The 16798-nt window shown below is 58.4% G+C and carries 10 protein-coding genes; 5 read left to right on the top strand and 5 right to left on the bottom strand.

Annotated elements, in window-relative coordinates; genetic code table 11:
* Positions 1–299: 299 nt before the first annotated feature.
* Entirely contained in the window at positions 300–1067 is a 768-nt protein-coding gene (locus ACQK2L_RS06990; RefSeq protein ID WP_425396219.1) for a phytanoyl-CoA dioxygenase family protein, read from the top strand.
* Positions 1068–1377: 310 nt separating this feature from the next.
* The gene (locus tag ACQK2L_RS06985; protein WP_425396218.1) at positions 1378–2979 is read left to right on the top strand and encodes an N-acyl-D-amino-acid deacylase family protein; all 1602 of its coding nucleotides are present in this window, start codon (positions 1378–1380) and stop codon (positions 2977–2979) included.
* A 624-nt stretch (positions 2980–3603) separates the two neighbouring features.
* Here ACQK2L_RS06985 and ACQK2L_RS06980 read toward each other — a convergent pair.
* On the bottom strand, positions 3604–4443 hold the full coding sequence (locus ACQK2L_RS06980) for a hypothetical protein (RefSeq protein WP_425396217.1): 840 nt from the start codon (positions 4441–4443) through the stop codon (positions 3604–3606).
* 297 nt (positions 4444–4740) lie between these two features.
* On the opposite strand from ACQK2L_RS06980, the gene ACQK2L_RS06975 reads away from it, so the two are divergent.
* The 3 genes from ACQK2L_RS06975 (at position 4741) to ACQK2L_RS06965 (ending at position 6949) form a co-directional block, all read left to right on the top strand.
* Complete coding sequence (locus ACQK2L_RS06975) at positions 4741–5487, top strand: RNA polymerase sigma factor (RefSeq protein WP_425396216.1); 747 nt, start codon at positions 4741–4743, stop codon at positions 5485–5487.
* Positions 5488–5577: 90 nt separating this feature from the next.
* Positions 5578–6171 carry a hypothetical protein gene (locus ACQK2L_RS06970; protein WP_425396215.1) on the top strand — a complete coding sequence of 198 codons (594 nt, stop codon included), beginning with the start codon at positions 5578–5580 and terminating at the stop codon, positions 6169–6171.
* Positions 6172–6223: 52 nt separating this feature from the next.
* A complete protein-coding gene (locus tag ACQK2L_RS06965; RefSeq protein ID WP_425396214.1) occupies positions 6224–6949 on the top strand; it encodes a hypothetical protein in 726 nt (241 codons plus the stop codon).
* 67 nt (positions 6950–7016) lie between these two features.
* On the opposite strand, the gene ACQK2L_RS06960 is transcribed toward ACQK2L_RS06965, so the two are convergent.
* From ACQK2L_RS06960 to ACQK2L_RS06945, 4 genes are all read right to left on the bottom strand, one after another.
* Positions 7017–8501 carry a DUF1501 domain-containing protein gene (locus tag ACQK2L_RS06960; RefSeq protein WP_425396213.1) on the bottom strand — a complete coding sequence of 495 codons (1485 nt, stop codon included), beginning with the start codon at positions 8499–8501 and terminating at the stop codon, positions 7017–7019.
* Between the two features lie 16 nt (positions 8502–8517).
* Positions 8518–11337, bottom strand: a complete 2820-nt coding sequence (locus ACQK2L_RS06955) for a PSD1 and planctomycete cytochrome C domain-containing protein (RefSeq protein WP_425397425.1) — start codon at positions 11335–11337, stop codon at positions 8518–8520.
* A 244-nt stretch (positions 11338–11581) separates the two neighbouring features.
* The gene (locus ACQK2L_RS06950) at positions 11582–14416 is read right to left on the bottom strand and encodes a PEP-CTERM sorting domain-containing protein (protein WP_425396212.1); all 2835 of its coding nucleotides are present in this window, start codon (positions 14414–14416) and stop codon (positions 11582–11584) included.
* A gap of 73 nt (positions 14417–14489) precedes the next feature.
* Positions 14490–16781 (bottom strand): BNR-4 repeat-containing protein, encoded by a 2292-nt coding sequence (locus ACQK2L_RS06945; RefSeq protein WP_425396211.1) that lies wholly within the window; start codon positions 16779–16781, stop codon positions 14490–14492.
* Between the last annotated feature and the right edge of the window lie 17 nt (positions 16782–16798).

Here is a 16798-nt window from a genome sequence, read left to right as displayed (position 1 = left end):
GACTCTCCGAAAGAGAACAAGGCGGGAACAGCGCCGCTGTGGGCAGCGGTGTGGGGTGTTTCAAGCGGTCCATTGTAGCTGCTTACCAGGACGATTTCACGACAGCGGCGGAGAAGTATTTCTGGCACCAAGAAACGCGGAGGTGGGCTCCATTTTTCCGCCCAAGTCACGCTATTGCCCTCGAGGTGATGTAAAATTTGTGAGCGATTCTGGCACCTCACTGCGCCAGCGTTTACGATGCCCTAATCGCGTCCGCGCAAGCGGTGATCGTTTTTTCTTTGAACGTTGGGAGTTAGGCGATGGGTCCTTTTGAAGACCGTGAGGGTTTGAAGGCGGCTTTCGACCGCGATGGCTATGTATTTATTCGCGGCGCGTTTTCGGGCGACGACCTTGCCGCCTTGCAAGAAAACGTGGCTCGGCTCATCAAGACCGTCGTGCCGACGATGCCCCGCGAGCAAGTGTACTACGAGGACAAGGCCGACCTTTCCACGCTTAAACAACTGCAGCAACTCTGGCAGCACGACGACTTCTTCAACGACCTGATGCTCAAGAGCCAACTGCCGGGGCTGGCTCGCACGTTGCTCGGCGACGAAATCGAGCCGGTCAACATGCAGTACTTCAACAAGCCGCCCGGCGTGGGCCAGCCGACACCGGCCCACCAGGATGGTTACTACTTCCATCTAACGCCCTGCGAAGCACTAACCATGTGGCTGGCGCTGGACGACGTGGACGAAGAGAATGGCTGCGTGCGCTACGTCCCCGGCTCGCACAAGCGTGGAATGCGGTCGCACGGGAGAACCAACACCCTGGGCTTCTCGCAAGGCATCACCGACTGGAGCGACGAGACCGATACCAGCCAAGAGTTACCCATGGTCGCGCAACCTGGCGACCTGCTGGCGCATCACGCGCTAACGATCCATCGCGCCGATGGAAACCACTCGTCCACGCGCAATCGTCGCTCGCTCGGCATGATCTACTACGCCGAAAGCGCGAAGGTGGACGAAGACAAGCGTGCCGCCTACAAGCAGCAACTCGAACGCGAGATGGTAGAGACCGGCAAGATCTAGCTTTGCCGAGGCTGCGCTGCTAGTCACGTCGGAGCGTTGCCCGCGAATCCACGCGAGTTGCCGTGAATGCGAAGAAGCGCTGTACCGGAACATCCTGGAAGGGGATGCGACTATCAGCCCAGGGTTGCGTCCAAGCGAGTACCACGAGCTAGGACGCTACCCTGGGTTAGTTGATGAGCTTCCCATAACGCGATGTTCTGCGCGAATTAAGAGCGAAACGACGCAAAACGAACTTGTACGCACCGCGATGTTGCCGGGACACTTGAGGGACAGGCCGCTTTGTTAATTTTGTCCCGATCCTGGAGTCTCCATGTCCCACCACTCGTTGCTTGCCGCCTGCGTGGTCGCCGCGTTGTTGTCGTTCGTACTTTCATCGCCAGTGTGCGCCGAGCCGATCGAGGCCGACTTGGTACTCGCCGGTGGGACGATCGTTGATGGCACGGGGATACCCGGCTACGTAGGCTCCGTGGCGGTTCGAGACGGAGTGATCGTGGCGGTGGGCCAGTTCGAGACCCAAGGCGCGCCGAAAACCATCGATTGCGCCGGCAAGCTCATCTGCCCCGGCTTCATCGACCTGCACAATCACAGCGACAGGGCGGTGCTCAAGGACGCCACTCGCCGCGGCGACTGCTACCTGACCCAAGGCTGCACCACCATGGTGACCGGCAACTGCGGTTCCGGTCCGGTGGACACTGGCAAGTACTACGATCAACTGGATGCGGACGGGGTGGGCGTGAACATCGCTCACCTGCTGCCGCAGGGCTCGTTGCGGTCGCAAGTGGTGGGCAACGCTCGACGCCCGGCGACCGACGAAGAACTCGCCGAGATGCAGCGCCTGGCCGCTCAAGCGATGCGCGACGGCGTCTGGGGCATGTCGACCGGTTTGATCTACGTGCCGAGCTCCTACGCCGATACCGACGAGTTGGTGGCCATTGCTAGCGTGGTCGGCCAACACGGCGGCATCTACGCCAGTCACATGCGCAACGAGAGCAACCACCTGCTGGAATCCGTGCAGGAGGTGATCGAGATTGGCAAGCGGGCGCACCTGCCGGTTCACATCTCGCACTTCAAAGCATCGAAGCGGAAAAACTGGGGCACGCTCCGCCTGGCGGCCGACCTAGTGCAGCAGGCGCAAAGCCAGGGCCTCACCATCACGGCCGATCAGTATCCCTACATTGCCTCGAGCACGTCGATCATGGCGATGCTCATTCCCGACGAAGAGCGCGAAGGGGGCAATGCCGCAACCGCCAAGCGGATGCAGGACCCCAAGGAGGCCGAGCGGCTCCGCCCCGCGGTGGCCAAAGCGCTGGGCGAACGCGATCGCATTCTTATTTCGTCTTCCAAGAAGCATCCCGACTGGGTGGGCAAGTTTATTCGCGAAGTGGCGGCCGACGAAGAGCGCGAGCCGATTGACGTGGCAATGGAGATTCTGCTCGACTCCGGCGCGCAAGGCGTGAACTTTGCAATGACCGAAACCGACGTGCGCTACGCGATGAAGCTGCCGTGGGTGGCCACCGCGTCGGACGGATCGAGCAAAGTGGACAACGGCACCCGCCCCCACCCGCGCAGCTACGGCACGTTCCCCCGCAAGATCGGCCGCTACGCCCACCGCGAGGGCGAGATCTCCGTAGAACACGCAGTCCGCAGCTCCAGCGGCCTACCGGCCGACATCCTGGGCATGGAGGATCGCGGCTACCTGCGGGAAGGTCTCGCCGCCGACATCGTGGTGCTGGATCTCGACACGCTGCTGGACAACGCCACGTTCGACAAACCGTTCGAGACGAGTTCCGGCGTCGAGTGGGTCTTCCTGTCCGGCAACGCAGCCATCGCCGACGGGGATCTGCAAACCGAACTGCACGGCAAACCACTACGGCACAAATCGACCGAGTCCCAAGCGGCGGCGGCACCGTAGGAAACGACAACCGAGTCACGAGACGCTGGTCGCGTTAGCCCCGTCGTTTACGGCGGGGTGGCTAGAACGCAATTCTAAGGCGGTCGAGGAGCACGCGATCCACCTCGCCGGAGCGCGACCGAGACCGCAATCGAGCCGCGATTCAAAGAGAAACAACCACAGAGTTCACGGAGAAGCACAGAGGATGTGGGGAAGGATGATAATTGACGCAAACTCCTCTTCTCCAAAAATCCGTGTCCGTCCGTGTACATCCGTGGCTACTTTTCAACGCGAGCCCTCGGTCGCGATTCACTTCTCTGCTTCCTCTGTTGCCTTCTGTTCACCGATCTTCGTGTCACTGTCGCACTCGTGCTTTATCCTCCGTGCTTCTCCGTGAACTCTGTGGTGAGTCTCTTCTTTGTCAGTCGCGGCCTCATTGCGGTCTCGGTAGCACTTCGGCTAGTGGTGAATCTGCCGCTCGACCGCTATATCATTCGTCGCCGGTTTCCCGGCCGTAAACGGCGGGGCTAAGAACGATCGACTGTCTCGGCGTTGTATCCCTCCGCGCATGAAAAAACCCCGCCCGAACCAGGTGGTTCGGACGGGGCTTGGCAAAGGAAAGGTGATGCTTCGGGTGAGTGTGACTCAGTTGCCCATGGCCAGGCGGCTGGTTTTGGGCGTGAGCTTCAGTTCGCTCTGATTGATCAACTGTCCTTCGGAGTTCAGGATGACGATGCGAGCATCGGCGGAGCTTTTCAGCGGCAGCTCAGGAAGCTGAATGGTCACCTTGCTGGGCGTCCAGTCGGCTACGGCGATCGGCAGTTCCATCGGGCCGAGAACCATCATCACCTGACCGGGCTTGCCGCCGAACTGCTGTCCGTCGAGTTCCAGCTGGCTGCCAACCGCGAAGCTGGGTAGAGCACGCTGGGCTTGGCGGATGTTCATCTGCGGTGCCGAGCTGTTCATCTGAGGCTGACCGTTGTTCAGGTTCTGCTGCGGTTGCGGCAGGTTCTGAGGCTGACCTTGGGGAGCACCCTGGGGCATACCTTGTGGGGCACCCTGAGGCAAACCTTGCGGAGCACCTTGGGGCAGGCCTTGAGGACCACCGAAGCCAGGCTGACCTTGGGGCAAGCCACCGGGGAAGCCCGGTTGACCTTGGGGAAGGCCAGGAGCAAAGCCAGGTTGGGGAGCCGGAGCACCTGGGAGAGCCACGCCAGCCGGGGCGGTCGGCACAGCCACGGGCTGCTGAACGATAACCGGCTTCTCAACGATCACGGGCTTTTCGACGATCACTCGCTTTTCGACGACAACCGGCTTGTGGTAAGTGCGGTAAACGCCGTGGTTGTGCGAGGAAATGTAGCGGTGATGCAGGTTCGCGGCACCGCCGTAGTAGCGTTTGCCACCGCCGCAGCCAGCGGAAGCGGTGTTGTTGGCGGCCAGGGCGATAACGATAACGGCCAGGGTGGGGAGAGTGAAGCGTGACATGGTTTCTTTCCTTTCGGGGTGTATGGGGCGAGTCGAGCGGGTTGGCTTGGCCTCGCCAGGGTTAGGTTGAACTTCACCCTCTCATACGGCCTGTGGGCCTGCTGTTACGCCGGTGGGGCGTTTTTCTGAGAAAACTCTCCCCCGCGGCCCCGCGATTCGCCAAAAACCCTGTTTTTTAAGCATTTTCTCACCTCCGCCCGGGCCCACAAATCGCTAAAATAACCCCGCCGACTGGCAAAACGAGCTGAAATTGGGCTTCCTCGCCCCTCGCCCCGAACCCCTCGCCCCTCCAAAACCATGGACGACCGACTTAGCCAAATCGATACCCTCTGGTCGATGGTCCAGCACGCCCACCGCAAAGATGCCACGCTACATCTGAATGCCCAGCAGGAGATGCTCGACCGGTACGGCGGGGCGGTGCAGAGATATGCCTTGGCGGCCTTGCGGGACGAGGATGCGGCCAACGAGGTGTTCCAGGAGTTCGCCCTGAAGTTCGTCCGCGGCGACTACGGCAAGGCCGACCCCACCAAGGGTCGCTTCCGCAGCTTCCTGAAGACCTCGCTGTACCACCTGATCATCGACTACCAGCGAAAACGGGTGAAGCAGCAGAAGCAGGCCGCCCCGCTCATGGCCGACACGCCCGACGTGGCCGAGTCGTACCACGCGCCGACCGACGAGGAGTTCCTCAACAGCTGGCGGGCGGACCTGTTGTCCCGCGTGTGGCAGCAACTGGAGAAGGTGGAAATCACCACCGGCAAGCCCTACCACACCGTGCTACGAATGCGCGTGGAGCACCCCGACGTCCGCTCGCCCGAACTGGCGGAGATCGTGAGCAAAGTGCTCAACAAACCAATGAAAGCCGGCGCGGTCCGCACCTCCCTGCATCGCGCCCGAGAACAGTTCGGCGACCTGTTGATCGACGAAGTTGCCCACTCCCTGTCCGAAGCCACGCCCGAGGCGGTGGAGCAAGAACTGATCGAGCTCGATTTGTGGCAGTACTGCAAACCGGCGCTGGAGCGGCGGGAGGAGAGTGGGGAGGAGTAGGATTGGTGGGAGCCGCTTGCAATGTACTGCAGACTCGTGTTGTTGATCCTGTTGGGAAGTAGTCAACTATCAACGGCCTCTACTATCTCCGTGGATACGATCGTTGACGCCAACCATCCGTTGTCTAGTGCTCGTTTGGAGGTGGAAAACGGAATCTCGGGACCAACCAATGTATCCATTGTCACTGGTGGCGTGGCAGCTGGCGTGATTGTTCGTGATACGAGTGTGGTCGTTGTAGATGGCAGAACGATATCGCTTCCTAGTCGCCTTGAAGATCAGTCGAGGCTCATAGTCTTGAGCGGAGACGTTGCTTGCTCGGATGACTCATGCCTGGCAAGCGATCCTGCGCATACGGTTTATCTGTCCGATGAGTCTGCTCTCGAAGTACACGGTGGATTCAGCGAACCACCCTACATCGAACTACGTGACGACTCGACAGTAAGCTTTCATGTGCATGACCTGTCGATACAACACTTCTCGACACACGAGTACGCGATTGCGGGGACGCTACGTGATGGTACGAACCTAGATGCACTGGTTCGGATAGATGGGTTGCCCTCGGGGAGGGTAAGTCTGCACGAGATCCCCGAACCTGCCTCAGGATGGATATTGGCATTCATGATCGTGCTGGCGATCATCTGCCGATGGGACTTCTCCATACAAGTGTGGGAATCGCCTACCTAAAGTCCCTAGGAGTGACTGCGCCTCGTCCCGTTCGAGTACAGGAGAACCCTGGTTGGGTACGCGATCTCTCACTGGCAAGAAGTCGACTTGGAATCCACGCATTCAGTTTACCCCGTGGAAGATGGGCATCTGCGCAGCAGCATTCGCACTGTGGTTGGGGACTTTCTTGGCCCTGGACGCCGTGATTCCTGGTGACGATGCCACTGCGACGAAGGGGATGGTCCAAGGCACACAGGTCTTCACCCTCACCAGCAGCAAGTCTGGCTGGATGATCTTGATCATGGTGGGGACGTTCTTCTCCTATCCGCTGCTGTTGTTTGGAATCTTCTGGAAACCGTATTCGAAGTCGGCCGAGTACCTCCGGTACAGGAAAGAGCGCGAGAACTGGCTCGCAACCACCCATTGGTTTCTGATCGCCTTGCAACGAATCGTCGTAGGAATACTGCTTGCATTCTTGGTGCTGGTATTCGTCGGGTTCTTCGTCTTGGAGCCGCTCTACTCCATCCATCGAGTCACCATCGATGGCGACACGGCCAGGCTCGATTCGCTCTGCTGCAGTTGGTCGATTTCGCGGGACGACATTCAGCAGGTGCATGTAGATCGAGAAGAAGAGAAAGGCCGGGGCAGCGGCATCTATGTTTACTACTCGGTCACGATCGAACTCGACGACGACACGACCTTCCGACTCGGAGAAATCAAAGCCACCCCACCGGGAGGAAATGACGACCAGCGATACCAGGCGTTCTGCGATGATCTGCGGGCTGAGTTGATGAAGTAACTACGGCCCCACCTCGCGTAGCGTTTTTGGCAGAAATCGCAAGTGTAAACAAATGTCGCCGCCGAGATCAGGCCAAGATGTCCTGAATAATCGCGGCCGGTTTGACGCCCGACAGTTTTTGCTTTAGACCCTGGAATGCGAAGGTCAACTTGGTATGGTCCAATCCCATTAGATGCAACAACGTGGCGTGGAAGTCGCGCAGGTGTACCGGACTACTCGTTGGGTTATAGCCCAGCGGATCCGTTTCTCCATGCGTGTAGCCCGATTTGACTCCGGCGCCGGCCATCCAGAGTGTGAAAGCGTGGGGATTGTGGTCGCGCCCCTTGAATCGCATTTCTGCACCACCGCGATTCTCTCGCATCGACGTGCGACCAAACTCTCCGCTCCACACAACCAATGTGTCTTCCAGCATTCCCCGCTGCTTGAGATCTGCCAGCAGTGCAGCAATGGGTTGGTCGACTTGCTTGCACTTTCTCGATAGACCGATGCTAAGAGATTCGCTTTCATTGGAACCGTGCGTATCCCACCCCCAATCATAGAGCTGAATGAAGCGCACGCCTCGTTCCGCGAGCCGGCGTGCGAGCAGGCAGTTGTTGGCGAATGACTCGGTTGCCGGGTCGGCGCCGTACAACTGCTGGACGCTGGCTGGCTCTTGGGAAATGTCCATCGCGTCCGGTGCAGCTACTTGCATACGGAACGCGAGTTCATACTGATTGATCCGTGTGAGTGTCTCGGGGTCGCCAAATTCGGCGTGGGACGCTTCGTTGAGAACTTTGAGCGTGTCGAGCAACGCCCTGCGGTCGCTCGGACTTTCGCCACTTGGGTTTTGGAGGTTCAGCACGGGCGGCCCTTGCGAGCGGCAGTGCACACCTTGATATACCGACGGCAGAAAGCCGCTGCCCCACAAAGCCTTGCCGACCCGCGGCAAACGCCCACCTGAAAGTAGCACAATGAAGCCCGGCAGGTCTTGGTTTTCCGACCCCAACCCCCAAGTAACCCACGATCCGATCGAAGGGTAGCCAATTCGCGGTTGTCCCGAGTGCACCATCAATTGGGCCGGCCCGTGATTGAACTGGTCGGTCTGCATGGTTTTGATGAAGCAAAGCTCATCGGCCTGTTTCGCTAGGTGCGGTAAGCGATCGCTGATCCAAGCCCCACTATTGCCATGCTGTGCGAATGGGTATTGAGGTCCCAACATTCGCGGAACACCCTGGATGAAGGCAAATCGCTCGCCGGCCAAGAACTCGGCGGGGCATTCTTTGCCGTCGTACTTCTCCAATTCTGGCTTGTAGTCAAATAACTCCAGTTGGCTGGGCGCGCCGATCATATGCAAGAAGATGACCCGCTTGACCTTGCCCGGCTGCTGCGTTGGTCGGGCCGCTAGCGGGTGTTCGCTCGATTCCGCCAGACGCCCCGCAGAACTGGATGCGTTCGATTGCGAGGCCAGCCACAGCGCGCCGACACCCGTCGTGCAATTGGCGAGAAACGTGCGCCGGGACGCCAGTTCCGTTAGGCGTCGGTGAGTTTCGGCCTGGAGCGCGCGAGATGACATGGCGATTTTGAGCGGACTACTTGGTCAGCACTTCGTCGAGGTTGAGGATGGTTATGGCCACGGCCGTGAGCCCCTTGTCGCCCAACTGCCGACCCAGGCTGGCGAGCGCCATGAGTTCTTGTTCGTTGGGTTTCCTGCAGACAGCCCGCTCGAACCCCCAGGTAATCTGATCGCTCAGAGGGCCGTCTTGGGCTTCCATTTGAGCTGCAAAGGCGCTCGCACACTCTACCATTGTTTCGCTGTTGAGCAGCTCCAGCGCCTGGAGCGGTGTATTAGAGTTCACACGCCGGGGCGAGCAGAACTCGCGCGAGGGCTGATCGAACGTCGCATACATGGGATACGGTATGCTCCGCTTCGTGTAGGTGTAAACCGAACGACGATACCGACTGGGGTCCCCTGGATCTGTCGCCGGCCATTTATCGCTGCCGAAGAACGGATTCCACACTTCCACGGGAATCGGAGGGCGAACGGGAGCACCGTACATCTCGGTGTTCAGTAATCCGGAAATGGCCAAGGCTTGGTCGCGGACGGTTTCTGCTGACAAGCGTTGCTTGGGACCACGCGAAAGGAGCCTATTGCGAGGATCTTGATCCAGAAGTTCCGGCGTGACCTTGCTACTCTGACGATAGGCGCTCGAGAGGACTATTTCGCGCAATAGCCTTTTGACGCTCCAATCGAATTCGTCTTGGAACTGCACGGCCAGGTGATCCAACAACTCCGGGTGAGACGGCGGCTCGCCGGAAGATCCAAAATCTTCTTCGGTCTCCACCAGCCCCACTCCAAACAACCGAGCCCAAAAACGGTTCACTGCCACTCGGGCGGTAAGCGGATTCTCAGCCGATACGAGCCACTCGGCAAGCGCGCGACGATCGGGCGCGACGTTGGAGGGTAAGTCGGGCAGGCACTCCGGCACACCAGGTTGGACTTGCTCGCCTTTGTCAAGAAAGGCTCCCTGAACGAATATATGCGTTTGTCGTGCCAAGTGACTCGGACGTTCGCGGAGGACCGGCGTGTTGACGGCCGGAATGTTGCGTCTCTTAAGTTGAAGCTGCGCGAGTTGCTCAAGCTTGGCCGCCATCTCTTCACTATTGACCAGCTCTGTGAAACGAGGATCGTCTGTCAGCGAGACGTAGCCTCGATCGGTCACCAGCCCGAACGCTCCCACAGCAACCATCTGGTGTGTGAGCTTGATCCGCAGTGTGTCCCCGCGCTCCACCTCCAAGGGGCTGCGGAGAACAAACGCGGCAGCACGCGGATAGTAAATACGAGAGTAAGCACCGAAGCCCTGCTGCGACTTCTCATTCAAGCTCTCCTGAGGGTCCAAGAGCGGATGCGGCTCGTCCCCCATTACGCGGGCAAATGGGAGTGCTTGTGGTTTGCGGTCGGTTGCCGAGAGCAATTCGGCGCCGACGTGCGACCATACGAAGCCCCATTCCGAATCGGCTTTCGCCTGTTCACCCCCAAGCGGCATTCCCACCAGACGAATCGCTGTAATCCGCTGCGGCTCGTCGAACTTCACCTCGAGTGTAATCGGAGTGCGGTTGGTTACCGTGCCCACGGTTCGAAACTCGCGGCGCCCGTCGTGCAGTTCCGTCTTTACCACCGTGGCGTTGTTGGTCGAGGCCTCGAGGTTTTGTACGGGCGTCCACGCGGAGCTATCTGAAAGCAGCTTATACTCCTGACGCCATATCGACTTTGTGATTTCCTCAATCTGGCGATCCAAGACCCCTGACCGGCGGTAGTCCTCGGGACGCTTAGGAACCGCGAGCAGTGGTGCGTCGCTGCCAAGATCGGTATCCATCGCATTGTTGAAGAAGGCGGTGAATTGGTAGTATTCTTCGTGCTGAAACGGTTCGTACGGATGGCTGTGGCACTGTGCGCACCCGAACGTCATTCCCTGCCACGCTTGCCAGAAGGTGTTGACGCGGTCGAGCACCGCTGCGACGCGAAACTCCTCATCGTCTGTCCCACCCTCTTCATTCGTCTGCGTGAGACGATGGCACGCTGTGGCGACGATGTCGTCGGGGTTCGCATCTGGCAACAGATCGCCAGCGATCTGCTTGACGGTAAACTCATCGTAGGGCATATCGTCGTTCAGCGCCCGAATCACCCAGTCCCGATAAGCCCAAATCGTCCTCGGCGCATCCAGACCGAGTCCTTGCGAATCGGCATAGCGAACCTGATCGAGCCAGACACTCGCCCAACGCTCCCCAAAGTGGGGCGAATTCAGCAGACGATCGACGGTTGCTACGTACGCGGCCTCGGCGTCGGATTTCAAGAGTTCGTTGAACTGCTCGACATCAGACCGTGTGGGAGGCAGCCCTGTCAGGTCGAGAGTTACACGTCGCAACCAACGATGAGGCTTTGCCTCACTCGAAGCGGTAAGCCCTTCCGCCTCGAGTCTAGCGATGATGAAGTAATCCAGGTCGGATCTTGGCCAAGCTGCGGATTGCACCGCGGGAAGCTCTCTCTTGGTCGGCTTGTCGAACGCCCAGTGAACTTGCCACGCAGCGCCTTCGGCAATCCATTGGCGGAGCAGTTCGACCTCGCGCTTCGAAAGCGGTGGTCCATGTTCCGGAGGTGGCATGATGAGGTCCGGATCCGCCGAGGACACTCTCTCGATGAGCGACGACGAGTCCGGATGGCCCGGCTCTACAATCCAACCGTTCGGTGCAATGACCTGCTTCGGAGTAATGAAGGAGATTCCACCACTTTGTTTCACCCCTCCATGGCAGGCCGAACAGTGCGCATTGAAGATGGGGCGAATCTGGCTCCCAAAGTCTATGGCAGTCGGCGCTTCGTCGGCAAGCGCATGTGCAGTGGCAACCGCGAACACCGCGCTCGCTACGACGAGTCTCGCTGTGTGTGCTAACACCTTCGACAAGTAACTAACGGATTGCACTTCTAGTCTATTGGGTGAAGGTCGAGACGCCGCAGGCCTTTGGCAGACGAAAGATCTTCACCTGCGGCCGCGGCGGGCATGAGCAGCGCAGCGTCGTGGTAGGGAGCAGCCGCTGCCGGTAGCATTACCGACAGCGGCGCTCAGTTCCGGCTGTGAGACCGCGCTGCCCTTGGCAATCTCACACCCGTCGAAGCTTGTAGTTGACCATGGCTACCGCGAACATTGCGACCAAAATCGCCATACTCGTGGGCTCCGGCACGTTGGTCGAAGCCACGGCGCCAGCTCCTCCACTGTAGAGCACCGCGCTCGGAGCCAGAGTGCCCTCTGCGACCAAACCATAGGAAAACGTAAGGTCTTCTGCATCTAGCGTGGTATCGTAAATCGCTCCGATCGGAATGGAGGTGTTTGCTGGTATCGAGGTAACGCCGAGCAAGAAATTCTCGCTGATTACACCGTTGAGGCTCTGACCAGTGCTCCCAAAGTTCTCTTTCCAGATGTCGTAATCGGCCGCTGTGTAAGGTCCTCCAAGATTATTTCGCCACACGGTGTAGTCGACTAGGTCGACCGTGCCATTTCCGTTGAAGTCGCCGGGCGCGGTTCCCGCGCCGTTTTCGTCCCAGCCCTCCAGGACGCTATCGCCGGCGGTCGAACCGTCGTCGTCTCCGTCCACAGCGTCCAGGTCTTGAGCGTCCAGGCTGTTCCATGCAGAGCGGTCCAACGACCCAGCGGCACTGCGAATCTCGTAGTAGCTCAGGTCAATCGGTGAGCCGAATGTGTTACTCAGCGACACGATGCCCGTGGAACGGTTAACCTCGAGCACGAGAATCGGATCCTCCACAGGGGCGTAACCTACTCCGTCGTACCAAGACCTCTCGGTGGAGATTAGGGACGAATCGGCGGCTACCGTCACATCCAGTCCGTCGGCGGCGGTGCTCCAGATTCCAAGCGGAGCAGCGTACATGTTTCGGTTTCCATCGTCGTCGTTGCCAGTGCCCGTGCCTGGGAGCATCGGAATCGAGTTGCCCGTTATGGAATCGAAGTCAGCCGCTTCGAAGCTCACTCCATCAGCCAGTGCCTTGTAAGAGCCAGTTGGCCGGGTACCAAGCTGAAAATCGATATCCCAACCTGTACCAGCGGTATCGTCCCAGTAGAAACCGTAGATTTGAAAGAGACCTTCCGAAGGCAAGGAAAAGGACGTGACAAGTCGGTCAACGTCTTCGCTCCCGCCACTTTCGAATATGGAGACTGCGCTACCTTCAACCCAAGCCGAGGTGCTATCGTTGGCGAAGTTGCGCGCTCGCCAGAAGCCATCGGTCGCACTGTTGGTGCCGATGACGGTTCCGCCGCCGCCCGCTTCCGCGCTATAGGAAACGGCGCCCACTCCTTCAACGACTGTGTTAGAGGGATCCGCATCGATGTACACCGCATTCTGGGCGATGGCGCTGCTGCCCAGCTGAATTGTGGCAAAGAGGGAGAAAACCGCAGCTACCAGCATTGCCGCTGAGCGGCGTCGGCGTACGAACAATCCAACCAACAGTAAGCAGCCCAGTGAGGTGAGTGTAGCGGGCTCGGGAACCGCAGCTCCATGCAGTGCGGCAAACGATCCAAGGCCATTGAAGTCCTCATAAGCGGTCTTGAATGCAACCAAGTCGTTAAAGTTAATCGTGCCATCGCCGACGATGTCGCCGAATTCGTGTGTTTCGCTACTGGTCAAACCAGCGAAACTGCGATGCATGTTGTCAATCAACGTTGTGTAATCAGCAGCGTCGACATCTCCATCCACGTCAAAGTCACCAAAATCAAGAGGTGTTCCGTTGACAAAGTCGATACGAATGGGCACTGCGTGGTTGAGTATCGGACTGGGGAGTGTGGGGGCTTCCAGAATACTTGCGAACAGCGCACTGACGTCTTCGTAGGGCGAAGCAATCCAAATGTCACCGAGGTTGATGTTGGTATTTGCTGGAATCAATGCGCCGTCTGAGTCGAGTCCCATTTCGTCGTCGTCGACCTCGATCTCTCGAAACGAAGTCGCATTCGATGGGGCGGGAAGATTCGGGTCGGGATTCGTAACGACCCATGGATCGGTATCGCGACTTTGGTCGCCCGCGCCGTCAGTGTTGCCGGTGATTGTTATCCACTGGCTTGGGTCGAGTGTGCCGGCCGGCGAATTGATTCCCAGACGAGCAACACGGAAGTCCTCATCCGTTTCGTTGATCAACATCGCATTGCCGGTCGTTCGGTCAATCTCAATTCTCAGTGCGACCGGAGTTCCTGCGGGAGCATAGGCCAATCCATCGAAGAAAGAGCGTTGGCCGGAAGCAACATCTTCGATGTCGTCCAGATAGATGCGAATCTCTCCACTGCCGTCTGCCTGATAATTGAGAGCTGCCGGACCAAGGTAGAGATCGCGGTTGCCCTCCATGGTCACGCCGTTTTGAGTTTGGGTGAGGACAGGTGGATTCTCGATGGGATCTTCGTCGTCATCGTCCGCTGTGGTGTAGTTGTCTTCGGGCAGCACATCAAAGTCGGCATACAAAGCAGCGTACCCAGGCGTTCCACCGAATCCGCCGCGGGCATTGAAAATGGGATTGGCACCGGGATTCGACGTAGGACCTGCCCGCAATCCCCAATCGCCCGAAGTGCTCCAATAGGCGACGTACACATCGTAGGAGGCATTCGGTGTAAGTCCTGTTAGCAGTTGATAGATCTCTGGTGCGTCTTCGCTAGCTTCGTAGATGGTGCCTCGGGCGCCAAATCCATTGGATCGGTACCCCCACTTACCATCTTCGAAGTTGGATGAGTCGCCACCGATGGCATCCAGGGCGTCCGAAAGCGGTCCCCCACTCGCCGCAAAGAGGTTTTGTGGAGTTGTGGAATACGGGTTGTTACCGGGTAGGGGGAGGTCGTCACTTCCATCCACGTAAGTCAAACCCACAGCCCCAGCACAACTGCACAACCCGAAGGTCATGCCGGCAAAAATCCAACAGCGAAGGTTCGAATGGGCAATGCTCATGATTTCAGTTCTCCAAGGTCGGCTATAAGGAGCAAGGCAACGATGAGTTGTATGCTTGGTTCCAGACACCCGGCTAAAAAACAAGCTGTCTGAATTGCAAGCAGAAAAGGACTCCCGTACCTGCCACCACCACGGCGGAAGGTTCAGGAACGTTGTGGAAGGCGTCTGCTAAGAGACCGTTCCCAGGTACATTCTCAAAAGCGGTACGAAACTCAACTAAGTCATAGAAGTTAGTGACCAGATCCCCGTTCAGGTCGCCCAAAGCGTAGGTTTGTGTAGGAAGCTTGCCATTGTGGATGGTACTCATGTATCGCAGAAGGATCCGGTAGTCCTGCACGTCGACGATACCATTGCCGTTAATGTCGCCGGCAAGCGGACCAGGAGGTGAAACAAAGTCGACCGCGTAAAGCTCCACTCCATTGAGAACTACGTTTGCGCCAGCAGTCGACTTCAACGTAAGTTGCACGGGCGACACACCGTCCGATGAAAAGGCAATGCGAGCCGAGGTGGTGCCAACCTCTGGATCGACGCCAGTTTCGGTAAGCAACTGCCCCAGAAGTTCATTCTCCAGCAGAATCTCCATTCCGGCTTGCTCGAAGTTCCGGTCGTGGCTGTACAACACCAGGTGGTAATCGCCTGCCGCAAGGGTATCGAACGTAAGCGATAGTTCGTTCTGAGCGAAGATAAAATCGTCCTGCACACGCCCCAGCGGACCAGCGATGTCGTCGCCGCGGTCTCTAAAGTCGAGTGATTGCCCTGCGAGCTCGAGATCGACGTCGTCGCCTTCGATGGAGAACGTCATCGACGCGGAACTGCCGATTCCTGCTCCGCTGAACGGGAGAAATCCGCTCTGAATGATCTGCCCGGTGGCGCCAAAGTCGACCTTCAGCCGCTCTTCGGGATTCAGATCGGGCGGATTGACCAGTGCTACTACGTCGAGATCGTAGTTCGTATAGGTGGCGTAGGTGCCCCGCATCCAGGATACTGCCAGATTGCTTTGGTCCCAGGACGGAATGATAGGGCGCAAGTTGTCTGTGGAAGAGTTGTAAGTCACTGGTGTCCACTTCCAGGTGGCTCCACCATCGGTGGTGTCTCCTCGAAACAGCTCATAGTGCCGTTGTCCGTCTGGTCCGATGAGCTGGGTCTTCGTTTCTGGGTGCACATCAGATGAAATGAACACCCGGTCAGGATTATCGGGATCGAGGCCAATGTTACCTGTGTAGTCGTCCTCGCCGGAGTAAAGCTTGGTCCCTCCGAAGGCCATTTCATGCACGTCCCAGTTCGTGCCGGTCCAGCGACCTGAGAAGTAGCGATGGTCGAAACCGCCCGCCCCCCTAGACAGTCCGGCACCGTCCTTTTGGACGCTGAACGCTACAAATGGCCTGCCCTGATCGTCGAGTTCTATATCCGACGTCCAAGCGACATTGTCGGCGTCGCCTGTAAACAGCTTTGTGAAGCTGTTTGGTTTCAATGGCGATGAACTGGTCGTGCTGAGTGGACCCAAATCGGTTCCGTCCGAATGAAAAACCCGAGGCACTCCCTCCACGAGTTTGATGTAACCGTGGTAGATGCTGTTGTTGTATGCCCGAGGATGGTCTTCGGTCGTGATGAAATGGACTTCATCCTCATTGTTAGAGGTATAGCGCACGTAAGGACGCCGGCCGTCGATGCCGGTGTAGTTGGGGTCGCCCTGCAGGTCGGCCAACGTCCAAGTCATGAGTCGGCCGCCATAGGTCCACGTCTCCCCCTCGTCGTCCGAAACGTTGTAGTTCGGGTTGAACCCGACAGTTCGAGCGAAGTTATAGATCCGACCAGATCCACCATTGTCGGCGGACAAACGATACACGTTCGAGTAGGTGGCGCCAGCCCCGTTGTCGAACAACTGCGTGGGCCCCCAACTTGTGATGTCGCCCGGTTCATCGCTCACGCGTGAATAGTGGTAGGGGTTGCTGCCATGTGTATTCCAGACTGCGAGATAGCGCCCATCGGGTCGAACCAGCAGGGCAGCGGCATTATGGTCGTCCGCTTGAAGACCGGGATCCAACACATATCGCTGAACTTGACCAGACTGCAGATCGAGCGAAACGATATCGATATCGCCGTTCCGTGCTATTCCTTGTGAGCCACTTGCATCGGCTACGCTGCTGAGAAGTAGCTTGCCAGCAGGGGCGTCGATGATGATTCGCTCGTCTTCGAACCAGGACCATGCCCCGTTGTCGTTCAGCAGCTTGAGCGACCCCACCACGTCGTTATCAGCAGACGCGTGCCGGAAACCAACGACCGCAGACACGCAGACTACCAAGCCTGCGAACCGTAAGGCCGCAGCACTGGGTGGTATCTTCACGGTCATAGTTTGGGTGCGCATCTGAGCCTGCAACGAAT

It is taken from the genome of Aeoliella sp. (assembly GCF_965227375.1).
Taxonomy (GTDB): domain Bacteria; phylum Planctomycetota; class Planctomycetia; order Pirellulales; family Lacipirellulaceae; genus Aeoliella.
The sequence above is the reverse complement of the archived record's forward strand: the minus strand, read 5'-3'. Positions and strand labels throughout refer to the sequence as shown.

Coding starts and splice junctions, on each gene's coding strand:
- ACQK2L_RS06945 (WP_425396211.1), bottom strand. CDS start 16,781: ATGCGCACCCAAACTATGACCGTGAAGATACCACCCAGTGCTGCGGCC.
- ACQK2L_RS06975 (WP_425396216.1), top strand. CDS start 4,741: ATGGACGACCGACTTAGCCAAATCGATACCCTCTGGTCGATGGTCCAG.
- ACQK2L_RS06960 (WP_425396213.1), bottom strand. CDS start 8,501: ATGTCATCTCGCGCGCTCCAGGCCGAAACTCACCGACGCCTAACGGAA.
- ACQK2L_RS06985 (WP_425396218.1), top strand. CDS start 1,378: ATGTCCCACCACTCGTTGCTTGCCGCCTGCGTGGTCGCCGCGTTGTTG.
- ACQK2L_RS06990 (WP_425396219.1), top strand. CDS start 300: ATGGGTCCTTTTGAAGACCGTGAGGGTTTGAAGGCGGCTTTCGACCGC.
- ACQK2L_RS06980 (WP_425396217.1), bottom strand. CDS start 4,443: ATGTCACGCTTCACTCTCCCCACCCTGGCCGTTATCGTTATCGCCCTG.
- ACQK2L_RS06950 (WP_425396212.1), bottom strand. CDS start 14,416: ATGAGCATTGCCCATTCGAACCTTCGCTGTTGGATTTTTGCCGGCATG.